The organism is Rhodococcus sp. PD04 (assembly GCF_035918275.1).
Classification (GTDB): Bacteria; Actinomycetota; Actinomycetes; order Mycobacteriales; family Mycobacteriaceae; genus Rhodococcus; species Rhodococcus rhodochrous.
This window is the reverse complement of record NZ_CP142143.1, coordinates 1,605,134-1,624,194: the sequence shown is the minus strand read 5'-3', so window position 1 is coordinate 1,624,194 and position 19,061 is coordinate 1,605,134. Positions and strand designations below refer to the sequence as shown.

Below are 19,061 nucleotides of genomic sequence, written 5' to 3'. Positions count from 1 at the left end.
CACAACCTCTACGGGAGAAGGTCATCGGATCCCGTACCGAACGAATCGACTCCCGACCGGGACGGTTCGCACCCCACGGAAGGAACACATCCCATGTCCATCTACGAAGCACCACTCACCCACGCCGAGGACTACGGCGACACCGGCGAGTATCAATCGGGACCGGTCGCCGGCACGGCCGTCGTCCACACCGCCGACGGTGATCGGGAAGTCCGGTACGCCGACGTGGACGGCCTGGCCGTGTTCGAAGGCGACATCGTGCTGGGTACGGTCGAGGAGGTCGCAGCACAGGCCGGTCCCGAGGGCATCGGCGTCACGGGAGCTCACCTGCGCTGGCCGAACGCGACCGTCCCGTTCGAGGTCGACCCCTCATTCCCCAACGCCCAGCGCATCACGGATGCGGTAGCGCACTGGAATGTCAACACCCGAATACGGTTCATCGCGCGTGCGGGCCACGCGAACTTCGTTCGGTTCCGCCCGAGCACAGCGAGCCGGTCACCGGTCGGTATGCGCGGTGGTCGTCAGGACATCGAGATCACCGCCAATGCCCCTGTCGGCACCGTCGTCCACGAGATGGCCCACGCGCTGGGATTGTGGCACGAACAGAGCCGCGAGGACCGCAACACTCTGGTCGAGATCCGGTTCGCGAACATCGATCCCGCCAGTGCGCACAATTTCGACCAGCACATCACGGACGGCGACGATATCGGCGCATACGACTTCGCTTCCGTCATGCACTATTCGGCGACCGCGTTCAGCTCCAACGGGCAACCCACCATCGTGCCGCGAGTCCCGCTACCGCCCGGTGTGGTGATGGGGCAACGGAACGGACTGTCGCGCGGCGACATCACCGCGGTGCACGCGCTGTATCCCGACTGGTCGGGCATCGGTGACCGATGGCGCAACATCGGCGGCGTCTTCCCGCCAGGGGCACCGCTGTCCGTCACCTCACGTGGCGCCGGCAATCTCGACGCATTCATCACGGGAAACGACGGTCGCGTCTACACATCGTGGTGGTACCAGGGCAACGACTGGTCGGGTATCGGTGATCGATGGCGGAACATCGGTGGTGTCTTCCCCAAGGGTGCGCCGGTCACCGCGATCGCCAAGTCGCCGAACAGCATCGACCTGTTCATCACCGGCAACGACGGACGCGTCTACACGTCCTGGTGGTACTACGGCAGCGACTGGTCGGGCCTCGGCGACCGCTGGCGCTCCATCGGCGGATTCTTCCCTCCGGGCGCTCCCATCTCGGTCACTTCACGGAGCCCCGGCAATCTCGATCTGTTCGTCACCGGCAACGACGGCCGCGTCTACACCTCCTGGTGGTACCAGGGCGGCGACTGGTCCGGCATCAACAACAACTGGCGCAACATCGGTGGCGTGTTCCCGAAGAGCGCACCGGTCACCGCAATCGCCAAGTCCTCGAACAGCATCGACCTGTTCATCACCGGCAACGACGGACGTGTGTACACGTCCTGGTGGTATCAGGGCGGCGACTGGTCCGGCATCGGCGACCGCTGGCGTTCGATCGGCGGTTTCTTCCCACCGGGCGCACCCGTCGCGGTCACCTCACGCAGTGCCGGAAACCTCGATGCGTTCATCACCGGCAACGACGGCCGCGTCTACACCTCCTGGTGGTACCAGGGTGGCGACTGGTCGGGCGTGAACAACACGTGGCGGAACATCGGCGGCGTCTTCCCGAGAGGCGCGCCGGTAAGCGCGGTTGCCAAGTCCCGCGACAGCATCGACCTGTTCATCTGTGGCAACGACGGCCGCGTCTACACGTCGTGGTGGTACCAGGGCGGCGATTGGTCCGGCATCGGCGACCGATGGCGCAACATCGGCGGGGTGTTCCCGGCAGGTCGCAAGGTGACGGCGATCGCGCGGGGCCCGAAGAACCTCGACGCTGTCATCTGCGGCAACGACGGTCGCGTGTACACGTCGTGGTGGAAGGGGTCGTAATCAGAACCCCCATGCCGTCCGAGTCGCCTGCGCCCGCCTATCTCTCACGCGCTGAACCGAGACTCGCCCCGCGCGTAACGCGAGCTAACCTCGGCTCAGGGCGCGAGGAAGCCCACTGCACTCCCCTATCGTCTACGTATCGAATTCGGGTTCGATCATTGCCGGCCGCTCGTCCCTATCTCCATTCGGATCCACCCCACAAAAAATGGCCAATGTCACGATGCTGCTCGCCCCATGCTTGAGCCGAGCAATAGATGGCTCACGTCGCAGGATATCTTCGATGAGCGATTCGGATTGACAGGAGAACCGCATCGGCCGAACGCCCTCACCGCACGACCTCCGGTTCAGAATTCGTAGCGCGAAAGCCTCAGGCTCGAGCGGCGGATATTGTGCCGGGATGAGCTTTGCGGCACTTGACCCCCTCGACGTCGCCGGCCGTGTCGTGCAACTGCTCGAGGCCGGCCGCCGCAATTCGACGTACAAGCTCGCGACCGTCATGGCGCTCGTCGACATCTGCGTCGAGAACACCGCTGCTCCCGACGGGAGTCTCACTGTTCCGATCGACGAGATCACTCATCGGGTCATCGGCTATTACTGGAATCAGGTCCGGTCGTTCCACCGCCACGGACGGCTTACTCAGGTCAGGCGCGGACGTTCGATCCCTGATCGAATCGCAGAAGCCAGAGACGTCCTGATACTCGACGGGCTTCGCACCGCGGAGGTAGCTCGCGAGTCCGCCCATCCGGTCTATCGACGACTCGTTCGCTCCGTACGGCTGACGATCGCGCAACAGCCACTTACGCACCTGCAGAGCGTTCCTCACAGCGCTACCCGCGACGAGTTCATGTACGACGCGGCGGGCTTCCACAAGAAGATGACCATGAGCGACGTCGACCGAATCGCCGTCATCGTGCTGCGACCAGGAGTTCCCGAAGGCTTACGACGGACATCCGTACTGCTCAGGACCTTCGTGCGCTCCGAGTGGGCGCACGACGTCATCGACCTCAATCGCGCCGAACTCGACGCCGAGGACATCGACGGGTTTCTCTTCGGCACCGACCGCACAGCACTGCGTGCTCTCGTCGACCCACTCCGTGACCTGCAGTCAGGTCGTTGCTTCTACTGCGACGGCCGTCTGCAATCCGATGTCCACATCGATCACGTTGTGCCTTGGTCGATGATCCCCATCGACGGTGTTGCCAACCTGGTGGCAACCGACGCACGATGCAACCTCGACAAGTCGGCGAGCATCCCGGTGCAGGACCACGTGACACGAGCCCTGGAACGACAATCCTTGTCCGAGATTTCCAGCCTTACCCGCATCCCGGTCCTGCACAAGCGGACGGCGTCGGCTGCTCACGGCGTGTATGCGGCCTTGCCTGCCGGCTCGTTGCTGTGGAGATCGTCCGGGACGTACCAACCGCACGCGCCCTGAACGACCCGCGGCCGCTCTCACCGATATAGTTCTGTCCTGCGGCCCGACGGACTTCCGCTGCGATGAGCAGCCACGGACATGCCCCCACCCGCACGAGTGGATTCGTGCTGCCTTGGGGACCTGACTGTGACGCTGCTTCGTACTACCGCCCGCCGGATCGTCGACCTCGATCGTCCTGAATCACTCGCGGAGCAGTTGTTGGAGCAAATGCTGTTCCGCACGGGACGACGTGCCGGGGAAGCCGAGCAGAGGTCCTGGACACGGAGCCTGCCTGTTCTCGCTCGCGACCTCGTCGACGCTGGTCTCCACGACGTCGAGATGCTGCTCGAATATCATTTGCCGCTGACGTCCCAGCGCGCGGACGTCGTCCTCGCGGGGACCCATCCACAGACCGGTGCGGCTTCGTACGTGGTCGTCGAGCTGAAGCAATGGTCTGCGGCGCGTCGGTACGAGGACAATCCCGAGCTTGTCGAGGTGGCCGGGATGCCCGGAGGACCGAAGCTGCACCCCGCCGCACAGGTGAAGGGTTACTGCGACTACCTCGCGGACTTCGCCCGTACGGTGGCGGATCAGCCGGATGCTCTCGCAGGTATCGCATATCTGCACAACGCGACCGATCCGGGGGCTGTCACCGATCTGCTCTCGTACCCGATGAGCGTCACCGGGCGCATGTTCACCGCCGCCGATCGCGGAGACATGATCGAGTTCCTCCGGAACCGCCTCGCACCCACGCCCGGCTACGCCGCCGGCGACGCGCTGATGAAGTCGGCGATCGCCCCTTCACAGCAACTCCTCGAGGTTGCCGCCGCGGAAGTACGCGACCGGCCACAGTTCCATCTGCTCGGCAATCAGCAACTCGCCGTCGACCTCGTGCTTCACGAGGTGGAGCAGTCTCGCGCCGCCGATCGAAAGCGCGTCATCATCGTCACCGGTGGTCCCGGTAGCGGCAAGAGCGTCGTGGCGTTATCGCTCCTCGGTGAGCTCGCCCGGCGCGGCCGAACCGTGCTGCATGCGACAGGGTCCCGATCGTTCACACAAACCCTGCGGAAGGTTGCGGGGCACCGCGCGCCGCGCGTGCAGAAGATGTTCAAGTACTTCAACCAGTTCATGACGGCGGATCGCAACGGACTGGACGTACTCATCCTCGACGAGGCGCACCGCATCCGCGAGACCTCCGTCGACCGCTACACACGAGCCGAACTCCGGACAGACCGACCGCAGGTCGACGAACTCATCGCGGCCGCGCGCGTCCCCGTCTTTCTTCTCGACGAGCACCAGGTCGTACGTCCCGGGGAGATGGGGTCCTATGCCCAGATCGAACATTACGCAGCCTCACTGGGGCTCGAGACACAGCACATCCACCTGGGGGAACAGTTCCGCTGCGGAGGCAGCGAAGAGTACTTGCTGTGGGTGAAGCGGCTACTCGACCTCGAAGACGGAGGGCCGTTCGAGTGGAAAGGTGATCCCCAATTCACCGTCCGCGTTGCCGACAGCCCCGAGGAGATGGAGCACCTTCTCTCCCAGCAGAGGGATCGCGGATATTCGGCGCGGATGACGGCGGGCTACTGCTGGCCGTGGAGCAACGCAGACAAGGACGGGAATCTGGTCCCCGACGTTCGGATCGGCAGCTGGGCACGTCCGTGGAACAGCAAGAGCGACCGACGAATCGGCGACGCTCCCCCGGCTGCGCTGTGGGCAACCGAGGAGGGTGGCTTCGGCCAGGTCGGTTGCGTTTACACGGCCCAAGGTTTCGAATACGACTGGAACGGAGTCATCCTCGGACCCGATCTGGTCTGGCGTAACGGACGATTCACGACGGTTCGCGAGGCGAACCGTGATCCCGATTTCAAGAACCGAACACGAATTTCCGACGTGCGCTTCGACAGGTTGGTCCGCAACGTCTACAAGGTGCTGCTCACCCGCGGAATGATCGGCACCGTCCTTTACTCGACCGATGCCGAAACGCGAGATGCGCTCCGCGAACTGATCTCCGACTGACACCTCACGACGACTACCGAACACCGAGCACGGCCCGACGGGCTTCCGCAGCAGGACATGCCCCCACCCGATGCGAACCTGAGAAGGCGCATGGGCAATGACCAGCTGGATCGTAAAGATCAACGAGAAGACACCACAACACTGGGATTACGCACGAGACGACGGCTTCTGGGACGTCCGCAGCCCGTCGTACTTCAGGAAGATTGTGCCCGGTGACGACATCTACTTCTGGATCACGGGTCAGGGCAATGGGTTTGTCGCACGCGCACGAGCGACTTCCGGTTTATACGAAATCACCCCGAGCTCGCAACCCGCGCACTGGAGCGACGTTCGGACCGGCGGTTACACCCACCGATTCGAGTTCGACACAATCAGTGAGGACGTAGTTTCATCGCCCACCTGGGCTCAGCTACAGAAGTTGCTCGGAAGGAATCTCGCGGCGCAGGCCGGAGCCAACCAAGTGTCCGACCCGTCTGCCGAAAGTCGCTTGCGCTCTCTGTTCGGCGCGGAAGCCGATCTTGCTTTCGCCCACTTCCCCGTCGTCGATGTAGAGCTGCCCGCCAGCCTTCCCACCTACGAGAAGGGCGACGACGTCCGTAAGCGCGCTCAACGAGCCATTGCTGTGCGATATGGTCAGCCCAAGTTCCGTCGCGCATTGCTTGCAGCCTATGAACGTCGTTGCGCAGTCACGGGATGCGACGTCGAGGCGGTCCTGGAAGCAGCCCATATCGACCGCTACTTCGGAGAGCACAGCAACCATGTGACCAATGGTCTGCTTCTCCGCGCCGACCTCCACACTTTGTTCGACTTGCAACTGTGGACGGTGCGCAGCGACCTCACCATCGAAGTGGCTCCCCGACTCGCGGGCAGCGAGTACGCCGCATTGGCCGGCAAGCGGCTTCGCGTACCGAAAAGCTCCGCTCATCACCCGGACGCGGCGGCAATCGGCCGGCATCGAGAAGCGTGCAACTGGATCCGATCGGCTCCCTAACTCCGGGAGAAATACTCGATGACGACCGACGCAGAGATGTCACGGCCCACGTGATCATGTAAACCGTTGCACTGAAGCGACTTCGAAGTTTTTCCTTGCGCGCACAACCAGAGGAGTGCCAAGATCTCAAGATCGTCACCGATCCGCGTGGCGTCACAAGTGAAGAAGGCCCGCCAGGAGCGGCAACTCCCGACGGGCCGGATGTCCGACTTATAGGGAGTCGAACGTGGGCCAGAATACCCTGGCTGGCGGCGTGCGTCGTGGACCGCGCCTGGCCAGCAACTTCACCATCCTCAGCAATGCCGTCATCAACGACGAACGCTTGTCCTTCCGCGCCCGTGGCGTGCTCATCTGGCTCTTGTCGAAGCCGGACGACTGGCGTACTCGATCCGACTTGATAGCCGGTCAATCACCGAAGGAGGGGCGCGACGCCATCCGCTCTACCCTGCGGGAGCTGGCGGAGCTCGGCTACTTGATCCGAGAGAAGATCCAGAACGAGCGCGGACAGTGGATCACCATCCAGACGATCTACGAGGAGCCGCGCACCGGCCCGGAGCCTGAAAAGCCGACGCGCGGTCGCGCGGACAACGGTATGCCAGGCGCTCTTATCAGTACTGATGAACCAAGAACGAAAACCAACCGCACCCCACCGGCGTCCAATGCTCCGCTCACTCCGGCCGTGGCAGGTCTGGCAACAGCCTGCAAGCAAGCGGGATTGATGGCGACATTCGCGTACCTCAAGCCTGAGGCGGCAGCTGCAATCGAGAATCTGATCGAAACCCACGGCACCGCGAAGCTGGTCGCAGCAGCCAGAGCAGTCCATCGTCCGGAGAACCCCATGAAGTACGCACAAGCGTGGGTGCGGATGTGGCAAGAATTGACCGTCCCACGCAGCGTCCCGGAGAAGTGCGACAACTGCGATGAGTACGGATGGCTACCGGACGACGAGTACGGACGTGCAGTAAAGTGTCGGTGCCGCATCGCTCGCGTCGCGTAAGCAGTCTTACAGCGGTTCGAATGAGCTCCGAGTAGCGCGAATTCCGTCTTTTCGGACATGGCGTAACGAATTTCACGCTGCCGCCGAAACAAGCAAGTGCACCGGTTCGGCGTCCATTGCCGGCCCCTATGAATTGGTATACACATGCTCTACTCCACCCCCGCGCATGCCATTCTTGCCGCGGTCATCCATACCTGCTTCCGCGTCGAGCAGGTGTAGCCATGTCGACGAATCCCTCCCGAACGTCCCAACATGATCGGGGAGCACGCACTCGCCTGGGAAAGCTCATCGCTGTAATCGCGATCGTGCTCGGCGCGATATTTGCATTGGCCGGTTTCACAGGAGCGTGGGGCATGGCAGTCTTCGGACTCCTTGCGATCGCTGCAGGCGTCATGTACCTGCGCGAAGACCGCACCCGGCCTGCGCGCTACAAATGGGCGGCGTGGGCCCTCATCCCCGGCTTCATACTCGCTGGCGCTACTGCCCCGGAGCCCGAACGTGAGCCGGAAACGCCCGCTGCCGAGCAGACTTCCGCTATTGCCGCACCGGTCTCCTCCTCCACATCGACTACGACGACGCCGCCACCGGAGCCGTTACCGGCACCGGCCAGTTTTGAGTTGGTCGACAGCGATCGCGCAACGCAAGCGCTGAAGACTCTCGCAACGATCCGCGTCCGCGATGAAGCACCTGCCGCCCAGTTCGACCTCACTCGTTTCGGCGAAGAATGGTCCGACGACGTGGCAGTGGACGGTGGCCACAATGGCTGCGACACGCGTAACGACATCCTCCGCCGCGACCTGACGGCCGTATCACTCGATCCGCAGTCTGCGTGCACAGTCCGTACCGGAACGCTCGAAGACGTCTACACAGGTGATTCGGCCGTCTTCGACGATGTCGTCATCGACCACGTCGTCTCGCTGAGCGATGCATGGCAGAAGGGTGCGTACGAACTCGGTGCCGAGACCCTCCGGGACCTGGCCAACGATCCTCGCAACCTTCAGGCAGTCGCACAGAGCGTCAGCACGGAGAAGAGCGACAGAGACGCCTCTGCATGGCTGCCACCGAACGAGGGATACCGCTGCACGTATGCAGCACGGCAGGTCGAGGTGAAGGCCGCTTACCAGCTGTGGACTACGACCACGGAACACCAAGCGCTCGAGCGTGAATTGCTTTCGTGTGGCGGCATTGCCCCGACGCCGACGCCCACGACTACCGAGCCCGCGCCGACCACAGAGCAGTACACACCTCCGCCCGCGGCTGCGTTCGTCGCTCCTCCCCCGCCGGTCGAGATCGAACCGGCACCAGCGCCTGCTCCTGCACCTGCTCCCGCTCCCGCTCCCGACAGCGGTTACAGCGGCGGTTGCGGAGCGAACAGCTACGTCAATGTGAACGGCAACTGCATTCCCGGCCCTGTCCAGGCGCCCACAGCTCCGGCTGGAGCATCGGCCCGCTGCGCAGATGGCACGTATTCGTTCAGCCAGAATCGACGTGGCACGTGCTCTGGCCATGGCGGCGTGGACGAATGGCTGTAGGCAGGCTCGTTGACCCTGAACACACCCGTCGCTTCCAAGTGCGGAGTTGCTTGACGAGGTCGTAATCGCGGACCGGGCCGGATGCGCTCAGCGGATTTCCACCACTCCGCGGGACTTACCCCAGTCTGCACTGCGCGAGGCCGCTTTGTGCGCGAATCAGAATTCGGTTCGCAGGCTCCGCGACGAGCACACGCTGGACCGCGTGACCGAATTCTGCGGCGTCACGAGCCTCGACCGATCTGATCCGTCAGCGAACAACCAATGAGATGAGGGTGTGCGAGGGTCCAGCCCTTGCACACCCTTTACTCATCGAATGTCACTCGAGCGAACTGGGTTGCGCAGCGCGTCTACCGCTCCGGCTCCTCATCCTCACCCAACGCTGCGGAAACGTTCGTAACTGATCGCCAGGAGTTCTCGATCGGGACGCTCATTGCGAGCCGGCGGAACCACCATAAGCTTTTGTCCGTGCCGTTCCTTGAGGCCGTGTTCGAGCATCGGGCCGTCGATCTCGTCGAGAAGATCCTTCCGGATCTCGACGACCAAATCCGGCGTTATACCGAGAATGTTCACGTCGTATGCGGCGTGGTGAATCTTGCACAGAGCAAGCCCGTTGGTCACCGACGAAATACCTGCTTCGTGCGAGTCGGGCACGATATGCGCAGCATCCAGCAGCTCACTATGACCGAGAGCGCAGACCGCACATCGCGTTTCATATGCGCGCATCACAGTTGCACGAAAGACCGGCTGATGGAGCCGACGTTTCGTCTCAGCCACGACATAACGCCGAAGCTGCTCCTCTGCTTGGGAATCGGGACGATGGAGATCACGAGCCACTTCCGTGGCGACGACGAACTGGTGTTCGTCGGGTTCTTCCGCCACGATGAATACCGGATAGATGGGCTGGAACAAACTCGGACCGACGCCGTAGAACCAGATCAGCGGCACGCCCTCGTTCATGGCCGCGCGCAAACCACGATTGTCCATGTTTTTCGGGTCGGTCGTCGACCACTTGTAGCGCAGGAGCCCGTCCGAGCCGACCTGATCCTCGTACGGACGCCTCGTACCCGGCGCGCGGTACGTCGTACTGATGGATAGGGCGGACGAAAGCTCCTTCGGCTTCCGAATCCCTCGCGTCGGGTCCATGAGCCGAAACATCTTCCCGTCGATCGTGAAGTCGAGGAGGTCCTGGCGACTGATCGGATCGAGGCCGTCGTTTGTGCGGATGGTCAACCATGCCATTGCCTCGCGACGGAGACGAGCACCGAAATCGTCGCCGCTCCACGAGCCGTCACTCACAAATCCTCCTGGCCACCCAATCAGAGACCACGCGCCGGCGATATCAAGACGCATCGGTCGATTGTTCCCTATTGAACCATTAGCGGCTAGAACGACTTGCTTGCGGACTCCCGTATCGACTGCCTAGAAGGTGTCGTCCACCTTCCGCAGGTCCCAGCCGTCGAACGGATCCTCATCGCCGAGCCGGGATGCCTGCACTATGGCGCTGGCGGCGGCGTCAGGATCCGGATACGCCGCGCCGAGCAGTGCACGAACCGGAGCTCAATGCGACTAGGCGCCGGCTTCGCTCGGCCCGCGGTGGATAACCGACGGGGTTAGGGTCACTCCCGTGAGCACGCAAGTCGATACAGACGAGACAACTCCGCGCGAAGGCAATACGGGTCGACGCCACCTCTCCGTCTTCGGCCTCGACTTCGTCGGTCTCGTCGTCGCCTTGTTCTTCTTCGCGTGGAGCCTGAGCCCCTCCCTCATTCCCCGTGAGTGGTATTTCCAGGGACTCATCAGTGGCGTGACGGGCATCGTCGGGTACGGCATCGGTGTGCTCGTCGCCTTCCCCGCGCGGCGATGGATCGCTCCACGCCTCACGTGGTGGCGCCGGCGCCACACGGTCCGACGTATCGCCGAGGTGGTGGTCGCTCTCGTCGCGGTGGGAACGCTTCTGGGGAGTCTGTTCGCTGCGGCGGGATGGCAGAACGAGATCCGCGCCCTCATGGGCATCGAGGCCACGACGGGCTTCGCGTACCTGCGCACCGGTCTGGTGAGCATCGCGATCTTCGCCGCCCTCCTCTACATCGCACGCGGATTGCGGTGGGTCGGACGACGCTTCGCGGAGTTTCTCGCGACCCGCCTGCGTGTTCCGGTCGCCGCGGCCGGCGTCCTCGCGCCGGTCATCCTCGTGCTCGCGGTGGTCGTCTTCGTCGACCAGGTTCTGCTCGCAAGCAGTTCTATGGCAGCACGCATCGTCTTCGCCGACGACAACAACAGCACCGACCCCGGCGTGGAGCAGCCTCGGATTCCCGAGCGGTCGGGCAGCCCGGCATCTCCGTCGTCGTGGGAGAGCCTCGGTCGTCAGGGACGCACGTTCGTCGCAGGCGGGATGACCGCCGAGCAGCTGACCGAGCTGAACGGCACTCCCGCGCTCGAACCCATACGGGTGTACGCGGGACTCGAAGCCGACGGCACCACCGACGAACAGGTGCAGCTGATCCTCGACGAACTCGACCGTACGAAAGCCTGGGAACGCGAGATCCTCGTGGTCGCCGGTACCACCGGGACCGGTTGGGTGAATCCGTTCGCCGCCGACTCGATCGAGATGATCTACAACGGCAACTCGGCGATCGCCGCACTCCAGTACTCGTTCCTGCCGAGCTGGATTTCTTTCCTCGTCGACGGTTCCGCTGCCAAGGCCGCCGGTAACGCACTGATCAACGGGGTCCACGAACGCTGGTCGGAACTGCCGGAGGATCAGCGACCCGAACTGGTGGTCTACGGCGAAAGCCTGGGATCTCAATCCGCCGAGGCGGCCTTCGACGGCCTCGACGACATGCGCAGCAAGATCGACGGCGCGCTGTTCGTCGGACCTCCGAACTCGAACCAGCTGTGGCGCAGCATCGTCGACCATCGAGATCCCGGCAGCCCCGAGGTCCTTCCCGTCTACGAGGACGGCGTCGCGGTGCGGTTCGCCTCCGACGTTCAGACGCTCGAAGACCAGCGCGGACCGTGGAGCGACCCGCGGATCCTGTATCTGCAGCACGCGTCCGATCCGGTGGTGTGGTGGGGACCGGGCCTGCTGTTCGAGCGACCCGACTGGCTCGCCGAACCTCCGGGCGCGGATCGCTCACCGTCGATGCGGTGGTACCCGATCGTCACGTTCGCTCAGGTCGCGGCCGACATCATGGTCGGCACCTCGCCGCCCGTCGGTCACGGGCACAATTACGAGGACCTCATCCCCTACGGCTGGGCCGCGGTGACGTCCCCCGAGGGATGGACGTTCGCCGACACCCAGCGCATCGCCGATGCCGTCGAACAATTGAACACCGCGGACGAGTAGACGAACACGGCACGCATCCTGCTCATCTGCTACCTTCTCCATCACGGCTTCGCATTCCGTCACCTCGCCCTGCCTTCCTGCGCACCTTGGGTTCCGACGAAAGCGACCGCCGATGACCACGACCCTCGATACACCACCCGCGCTTCCTGAGCCCGAACCGTCGTTCCCGGCTCGGTTGAGGGAAAGAACCTTGCGATGGTTGGGACGGTTCCATCCGGTCGGTCTGGCCGTCGCGCTGCTGTTCTACTGCTGGTCGCTGTCGCCGTCCCTGCTTCCACGCCCCTGGTACCTGCAGGGCGTCGCGACCGGCATCAGCGTTATCACAGGTTACGGCATCGGGGTGCTCCTCGCGTGGATCGTCCGCAAGTGCGGCGTCGAGACGAGCTGGTCGGCGACCGTGAAGAAGGTCGGCTGGTATCTGCTCGCGCTGGCCGCCGTCGTGGTGGTGCCGACCTTCCTCGTCCTCGGTTCGTGGTGGCAGGACATCAGCCGCGAACTCGTCGAGATGGAACCCGGCAGTAGCTGGGACTATCCGGGTGTGCTGCTCGTCGCCGTGGTCGTGGCGCTGCTTCTGCTCGTGATCGGTCGTGGTTTGCGGCGCGTGGCACAGTGGGTCACCGGGCTTGTCGTCCGCGTGTTGCCGGCACCTCTGGCGCGCATCGTGAGTGTCGTGCTGGTGGGGCTCCTCGTGTTCTGGGCGGTCGAGGGTCTGCTGTCGGTCCAGATCGCGCGTATCGCCAACGGCTCGGCGATGGCCGTCGACGAAGGCACCGCCGACGGAGTCGAGCAGCCGCAGGCGCCGGAGCGATCCGGCTCCGACGCGTCGCTCGAACGGTGGGATTCGCTGGGACGTGAAGGGCGCACGTTCGTCGCAGGTGGTCCGTCTCCGGAGGAGATCACCGCGGTGACCGGTGAACCCGCAATGATGCCGATCCGGGTCTACGCCGGTTACCGCTCGCTGGACAGCCTCGACCGCTACACCGAGTTCGACGAGATGGAGGTACTCGCGTCCCATGTCGTCGCCGAACTCGATCGCACCGGCGCCTTCGACCGGGAGTACCTGGCAGTGGCCACGACGACCGGCCGGGGCTGGGTGAACCAGGACGTCGCCGCTGCGCTGGAATTCCTCTCGGACGGTGACTCTGCTATCGCGGCGATGCAGTATTCGTTCCTGGCCAGCCCCTTGGCCTTTCTCGCCGACCGGGTCTCGCCGCGCAATGCAGGTCGTGCGCTGTTCGAAGCGGTGTACGCGAGGTGGAGTGTTCTCGATCCGACTACCCGGCCGAAGCTGCTCGTCTTCGGCGAGTCGCTGGGTTCGTACGGAGGCCAATCGGCGTTCGCCGGCGTGCAGGACATGATCACCCGAACCGACGGCGCACTGTGGGTGGGCACGCCGAATTTCACGGAGCAGTGGCGGCGCATCACCGATTCGCGTGATCCCGGCAGCCGCGAAATTCTTCCGGTCATCTACGGCGGACAGAACGTACGATTCGCGGCGACCCCCGACGACCTCACCGATCTCGACGGCCTGCGCGACTGGGAATCTCCCCGCATCGTGTACTGGCAGCACCCCAGCGATCCGATCGTCTGGTGGTCCTCCCAACTCGTTCGGCACCGCCCCGATTGGCTGCGCGACGAACGCGGCGCCGACATCGACCAAGGGATGTCGTGGATTCCCTTCGTCACCTTCTGGCAGGTCACCCTGGACATGGTGTTCGCCGCCGAAGTACCGGGCGGCCACGGCCACACCTACACCGCCGAGGCGGCGTTCTTCTGGGCGGACATCCTCGGAATCGAAGACGAATCGCGGGTGGCGGCTGTCTTCGACGCACTGTCGGATGGGTGACGACGCGAATTCACCCTCATTTTTAATCCGACGGATCGAGTTTCCTCCACATTTATTTCCCCACCCCGTGATAGAACGTCGATATTGCTTGTGAATCGACACAGGAATGCGAACCGGAGTATGTCGATTCACGGGTACAGATAGTTCGTCGACGCGGCCCCTGCCGCGGAGAGGTGTCGCATATGTGCACGTGAGCGGTGAGAGCGGCACCCCCTAGACACACACGAAAGATCCCCGAAGGCAACACCTTCGGGGATTCTTCGCTGCCCGAATATTACTGGCCGCTGAGGCTGCTGATGCTGCCGATGAGCTCCATGAACGGGCCGAGCAGCTTCGCCAGCTCGATGAGGGCCTGAAGTTCTTCCATGGGGGACTCCTGTCGCAGGGGGAAATTATGTGCAACGAGACTCGTTGCGCATCAATAAATATCAGGAATCCGTGCACTTCGCTGAAGAAGGGGCGTGAAAAGACGCACTGTAACGTTCCCGGTCGATAACCGATGCTACCGAGTTGTTTCAGTAAACATCCGTCGCTGCGATCGATCGCATATCCACGCGACCGGGCGTGATTCCGCGGCGCTCCAGCTCCTCCCAGAGTCCTGACAGGGCCGCGACCGGGTCGAGGTAGTACTCCGATTCCCGCACCCGCCAGAACTTCCAGCCGCTGCGGTGCAGTTCACGCTCCCGCTCCAGATCGGCGTTCTGTCGGTCGGGGCTGGTGTGCCACTGCTCGTCGTCGCAGGCGACGGCCAGCTTGCCTGCCGCCCCCGTCACGACGAGATCGATGAAGTGACCGTTCACCTCGACCCGCGGGTTCACGTGATAGCCGCGAGCGGCGATGTCGAGGAAGACATCCTGCTGGAAGAGACTGTCGAACGCGTTGTGCCGCTCGTCGCGCGTCACGCCGTCGGGCATCGGCTCGGCCGGCCGCGGGGACGTCGTCCGCATGTGGGTGAGCAGCGAGTACCGCAGGTCGGTGCGACGCAGCGTGTCGATGGTTCTCGAATGGAACAGCCACAGCTGGTCCTGGGCACGCGAGGCGGCGACGTTGAACCGTCGCTGGTATTCGGTCCGCGTCAACGCCGCGATGTTCTGTTCGGGCGCCACGACCATCGACAGGAACACCACATTCCGTTCGTCGCCCTGGAAGTCCGGGGGCGTGCCGACGCGGAGCCTGCGTTCCTCCCACTGCTCCGGGGTGAGTCGCTCGAGCAGTTCGTTCTGGATGATGTCGACCTGCAACTGTCCCTGCAGCACCACCACACCGAAGGTCTTGCCGTCGTAGGCGGGGTCCTCGACACACTTCACGAGCGTGTCGACGAGGGCGTGTGCCTCGGCGTAGTTCGTCAACGTCGAGTTCTGCCCGGTGACGGCGCCGTCCTCGACCAGCGTGGTGCGCAGCGGCTGCAGACGATCGGAGCCGTACTGCCGCATGGGCACGAGCGGGTCGTCGGCGTAGAACTGGTCGCTCGACCACGCGATGATCTCCGGCATCGACCGGAAGTGCTCGCGCAACCGGACGATGCTGCCGAACCTCGACCGCAGCAACGAGAACAGGCTCGATCGCGGAGTGAAGCTGTCGCGCAGGTAGTTCGGGATGTCGGGCAGATACGAGTCGAGACGGCTGAACACCCCGTCGAGTGCACCCAGCGACACCGCGCTCGGTGCACACTGCTTGTCGTCGCCGACGACGATCACGCGCGGCGCCAGCCACAGCAGGAACAGGCTGCTGATGTCGGTCTGGCTCGCTTCGTCGACGATGACGACGTCGAACGAATTCTGTTCGGGCGGAATCGAAGCCAGGACCTGCTGCAACGGCATCACCCAGGCGGGCACTGCACCCTGCGCGACCTGCATGGCCTCGCGTGCCGCCGCCCGATAACGCTCCGCATAGCGGCCGGTGCCCTTACCGATGCTCGCGATGTGATCGCGGTACGAATGGAGTGCCTGCACCTGCTCGGCCGTGGTGCGGTCGAGACATGCGCTCCATGCCTTCTCCTCGACGAGTTCCGTCGTGAGTCGCGCGATGTCCGTCTCGAGTGCGTCGAGGTCGCGTTCGAACTGTCCGTCGTCGGTGCGCTCCTGGAAGCGTCGCACCCACTCGTCCGCGCGTCGCCACGCCCACGCTTCCTCGATGTCGGCGAGACGAACTGGCCAGGCCAGGCTCAACGGATTCTCCGCGAGAGCCTGCGCGAGAGCCGGTGCCGCGGTGGTCAGGCGCGCGTGGAGGGAGACGAGTTCCAGCTCCTCACGCTGCTCCCCTGCCGCCCGGTCCCACGCGTCCAGAGCCGCGTTGATCGCGTCGAAATCGGCGTCGTGGAAGGCTCGGGCCAGCGCGCGTCCTTCGGGCGACGCTCCCCCGGAGATTTGACCCCGCACGTACATGCCGATGGATTCGAGCCAGTTCTTGCTCGCTTCCGCCGTGCCCGCGGCGGCGATGGTCCGCGCCGACTCGGCGGTGGACCGCGCCTGCTCGACGCTCGTGATCCGCGGCGCTCCCGGATGGACGTCGCGGAGTGCCGATTCGACGTCGTGCACCCGGGCCACGAGATTGTCGACGATGGCACGGTCGCGGTCGAGGAACGCGAGGGTGCCGACCGCGCGGCTGCGCGACTCGTCGAGTTCGATGTCGATACCGAGGTCGCGGAGGACGACCCGCGCGACCCGGATCGCCTCGAGCGCACGAAGGTGTTCGGCGACGATGCGCGCCGTCTGGGCGGTGGTGGCCGCGACGCCCTCGACGGTCGCGATCTCCCCGAGCGCCTCGACGGCGGACTGCTCGTCGCTGCGTCGGAACCGGCTGAATCCGCTGCGCCACGTGTCGCCTGCCTCGAGCTTGCGGGCGAGCGCGTCGTACGCCTCGAAGGCCTGTCGTCCCGTCACCGCGATGTCCACGGAGCTGGCGCCGACGATCCGGTCGGCTTCCTGCGCGGCCTGCACGAGCCTGGCGAGCTCGGCGGTCTTCCCCCACAGGTGCTGGGCGCGGCCCGACAGGACGTCGTCGGCGACGCGCCGGATCCGGGCGTCGAGCCGATCCGCGTCCTCGAGGGCACCCTGCAGCTGCTCGCACAGGTCGCGGATACGGCCGAGTGCTTCGAGCGACGCACCCTCGAGGATCCGCAGCAATCCCTGCGTCTCACCGTTGGTCGTGCCGCTCGATGCCTGGGAGACGGCGGCGCACGCGTACTGCAGTTCCCTCTGGGTGGGCAGGGACAGTTCGGGGAAGCGCTGTTGGCGACGGCGCGCCCGCTCGACGCTCGACCGCTGATGCAGCGAGTGGAGGGTGACGAGTTCGTCGACCGTCAGCGGCGAGGTGTCGGTGAGCAGAGGCGCGGGCAACCACGCGTATTTGGCCTCGTTCGCGCGGACCCGCCGGACGATCGACGCGGCCGTTCCCTCGTAGCCGGCGGCGACATCGGCGTGGACCTCGGTCTCCTCCGCGCGTGCCTGCCGGATCTGTTCCATCAGCGTCGCACGACGGTCGAGGGCGTCGTTGCGGTGCGTGGTGAGCTCGTCGATGCGTTCCTGCGCGCGCCGAACGTTGAATTGCGCTTTGCGGATGGCGATTTCGCTGACACTGCGGGTGAGTTCCACGGTGCCGCCGTGCACCGGGTCGGTGACGGCCACGCACAGTTCCTGCAGCTCGGACGGGAGCTTCTCCCGGAGCACACGCAGCGCCTGCGCCTTCTCACTGGTGACCAGCACACGCTGTCCGCGCGCGAGCAGCGCCGCGACGATGTTGGCGATGGTGTGGGTCTTGCCCGTACCCGGAGGTCCTTCCACCACGACACCGCTGTCGCCGGCGAGCCGGTCGATGATGTCGCGCTGTTCCTCGTTCGCGGGCAGCGGCAGCAACTGCTCGCCGGTGAACTCGGTCGACGGCGTGCCGATGCGGTCGAGCCATGCGACGCGGTCGGCCGGTTCGATCGCTTCGACGAGCTGCGCCAGCCCGAGCGGCACCGGGTTCGACTCGTCGGCGGCCGCCTCGGTCATGCGGCTGTAGTACTCGATGAGCGCATGCGCGCCACGCTTGCGCAGCACGAGCACCGGCGACGGCGTCACGAACGCATCCGACGACGACGCTTCGTCCGCACGATCGACGACATCGACCGGCACCGTGAGCGCACGCTCGGCCCAACACTTCAGGAACGCGCGAGCCGCGGGGTCGAGAGGCGACGCGACCTGGGTAACGAGCGCGTCGTGCAGCTCACGGACACTCGTCGGGTCGAAGACCTCCAGACCGGTGAGGAGCTGGACGTCCTCGAGCGACGGTCCGGCGCTGGGACTCAACCGCACCACCAGGTCGCCGGAGTCGCCCTGTCGCTCGATGAGCGCGGCTTGGGTGATCAGGTGCGTGTGGACCCGCGCGCCCGCCACACCCTCGGAGAGGTGCAGCAGACCCGACGCGACGACGAGCTCCAGCGATTCGGGCTGATCCTCGAGGTCGAGCATGGCTCGCTGCAAGAAGGAATACAGATGCGAGGCGGCCTGTCGCTCGCGATCGACGACCGCCCACATCCGCCATTCCGTCAGCCAGGCGTCGAGCCCCTCGATACCGAGGGCCTGCGGGTCGACTTCGGGCTCGACGGCGGAATCCGCGATGTCCCCGTGCACGTACTTCGCGAGCTCGGCGGGCGGGCGCGGGGGCTCTTCGAGCTGAGCGCGACGCGCGCGCAGGACGATGTCGCCCGATGCGGCATGAGCTCGCAGGCCGGCCCTGATGTTTCCCTCTTCGAGGGACATCACGGCACGGTGTTTGTCGACGACACGGACGGGCGCACTGCGGGCCTTGACGAGCTCGGCCAGGAAGGCAAGCAGGCGCTGCACGCGATCCCTCAATTCGGGTTCGCTCTCGCCTGACTCCACGCGCACTCCACTCACCCTTGCGGACGTCCTTCCGCCCGTCCACGGGGGACGGGTATGTCCACCTTAGAAGTCTTGATCGACATGCG

Annotated in this window: 10 protein-coding genes; 8 read left to right on the top strand and 2 right to left on the bottom strand. The window is 64.7% G+C overall.

Annotated elements, in window-relative coordinates:
• The first annotated feature begins 93 nt into the window (after positions 1-93).
• From U9J23_RS07485 to U9J23_RS07460, 6 genes are all read left to right on the top strand, one after another.
• The gene (locus U9J23_RS07485) at positions 94-1,965 is read left to right on the top strand and encodes a M12 family metallopeptidase (protein ID WP_326602141.1); all 1,872 of its coding nucleotides are present in this window, start codon (positions 94-96) and stop codon (positions 1,963-1,965) included.
• Positions 1,966-2,362: 397 nt separating this feature from the next.
• Positions 2,363-3,400, top strand: a complete 1,038-nt coding sequence (locus tag U9J23_RS07480) for an HNH endonuclease domain-containing protein (protein ID WP_326602140.1) — start codon at positions 2,363-2,365, stop codon at positions 3,398-3,400.
• Positions 3,401-3,526: 126 nt separating this feature from the next.
• Positions 3,527-5,398, top strand: a complete 1,872-nt coding sequence (locus tag U9J23_RS07475) for a DUF2075 domain-containing protein (RefSeq protein WP_326602867.1) — start codon at positions 3,527-3,529, stop codon at positions 5,396-5,398.
• A gap of 97 nt (positions 5,399-5,495) precedes the next feature.
• A complete protein-coding gene (locus U9J23_RS07470; RefSeq protein ID WP_326602139.1) occupies positions 5,496-6,389 on the top strand; it encodes an HNH endonuclease in 894 nt (297 codons plus the stop codon).
• Between the two features lie 226 nt (positions 6,390-6,615).
• The gene (locus U9J23_RS07465) at positions 6,616-7,386 is read left to right on the top strand and encodes a helix-turn-helix domain-containing protein (protein ID WP_229583539.1); all 771 of its coding nucleotides are present in this window, start codon (positions 6,616-6,618) and stop codon (positions 7,384-7,386) included.
• 353 nt (positions 7,387-7,739) lie between these two features.
• Positions 7,740-8,918 carry a DUF3761 domain-containing protein gene (locus U9J23_RS07460; protein WP_326602136.1) on the top strand — a complete coding sequence of 393 codons (1,179 nt, stop codon included), beginning with the start codon at positions 7,740-7,742 and terminating at the stop codon, positions 8,916-8,918.
• A 369-nt stretch (positions 8,919-9,287) separates the two neighbouring features.
• Here U9J23_RS07460 and U9J23_RS07455 read toward each other — a convergent pair whose 3' ends face one another.
• Positions 9,288-10,268, bottom strand: a complete 981-nt coding sequence (locus U9J23_RS07455; RefSeq protein ID WP_326602134.1) for an HNH endonuclease — start codon at positions 10,266-10,268, stop codon at positions 9,288-9,290.
• Positions 10,269-10,542: 274 nt separating this feature from the next.
• On the opposite strand from U9J23_RS07455, the gene U9J23_RS07450 reads away from it, so the two are divergent.
• Positions 10,543-12,264 (top strand): alpha/beta hydrolase, encoded by a 1,722-nt coding sequence (locus U9J23_RS07450; RefSeq protein ID WP_229580347.1) that lies wholly within the window; start codon positions 10,543-10,545, stop codon positions 12,262-12,264.
• Positions 12,265-12,376: 112 nt separating this feature from the next.
• The gene (locus U9J23_RS07445; RefSeq protein WP_229580348.1) at positions 12,377-14,110 is read left to right on the top strand and encodes an alpha/beta hydrolase; all 1,734 of its coding nucleotides are present in this window, start codon (positions 12,377-12,379) and stop codon (positions 14,108-14,110) included.
• Positions 14,111-14,625: 515 nt separating this feature from the next.
• Here the strand turns inward: U9J23_RS07445 and U9J23_RS07440 are convergent.
• A complete protein-coding gene (locus U9J23_RS07440; protein WP_326602131.1) occupies positions 14,626-18,981 on the bottom strand; it encodes an AAA domain-containing protein in 4,356 nt (1,451 codons plus the stop codon).
• Between the last annotated feature and the right edge of the window lie 80 nt (positions 18,982-19,061).

What these genes read in the sequence shown, in the direction of transcription:
- U9J23_RS07485 (WP_326602141.1), top strand. Translation starts at nt 94, where the DNA reads ATGTCCATCTACGAAGCACCACTCACCCACGCCGAGGACTACGGCGAC.
- U9J23_RS07480 (WP_326602140.1), top strand. Translation starts at nt 2,363, where the DNA reads ATGAGCTTTGCGGCACTTGACCCCCTCGACGTCGCCGGCCGTGTCGTG.
- U9J23_RS07470 (WP_326602139.1), top strand. Translation starts at nt 5,496, where the DNA reads ATGACCAGCTGGATCGTAAAGATCAACGAGAAGACACCACAACACTGG.
- U9J23_RS07460 (WP_326602136.1), top strand. Translation starts at nt 7,740, where the DNA reads ATGGCAGTCTTCGGACTCCTTGCGATCGCTGCAGGCGTCATGTACCTG.
- U9J23_RS07455 (WP_326602134.1), bottom strand. Translation starts at nt 10,268, where the DNA reads ATGCGTCTTGATATCGCCGGCGCGTGGTCTCTGATTGGGTGGCCAGGA.
- U9J23_RS07445 (WP_229580348.1), top strand. Translation starts at nt 12,377, where the DNA reads ATGACCACGACCCTCGATACACCACCCGCGCTTCCTGAGCCCGAACCG.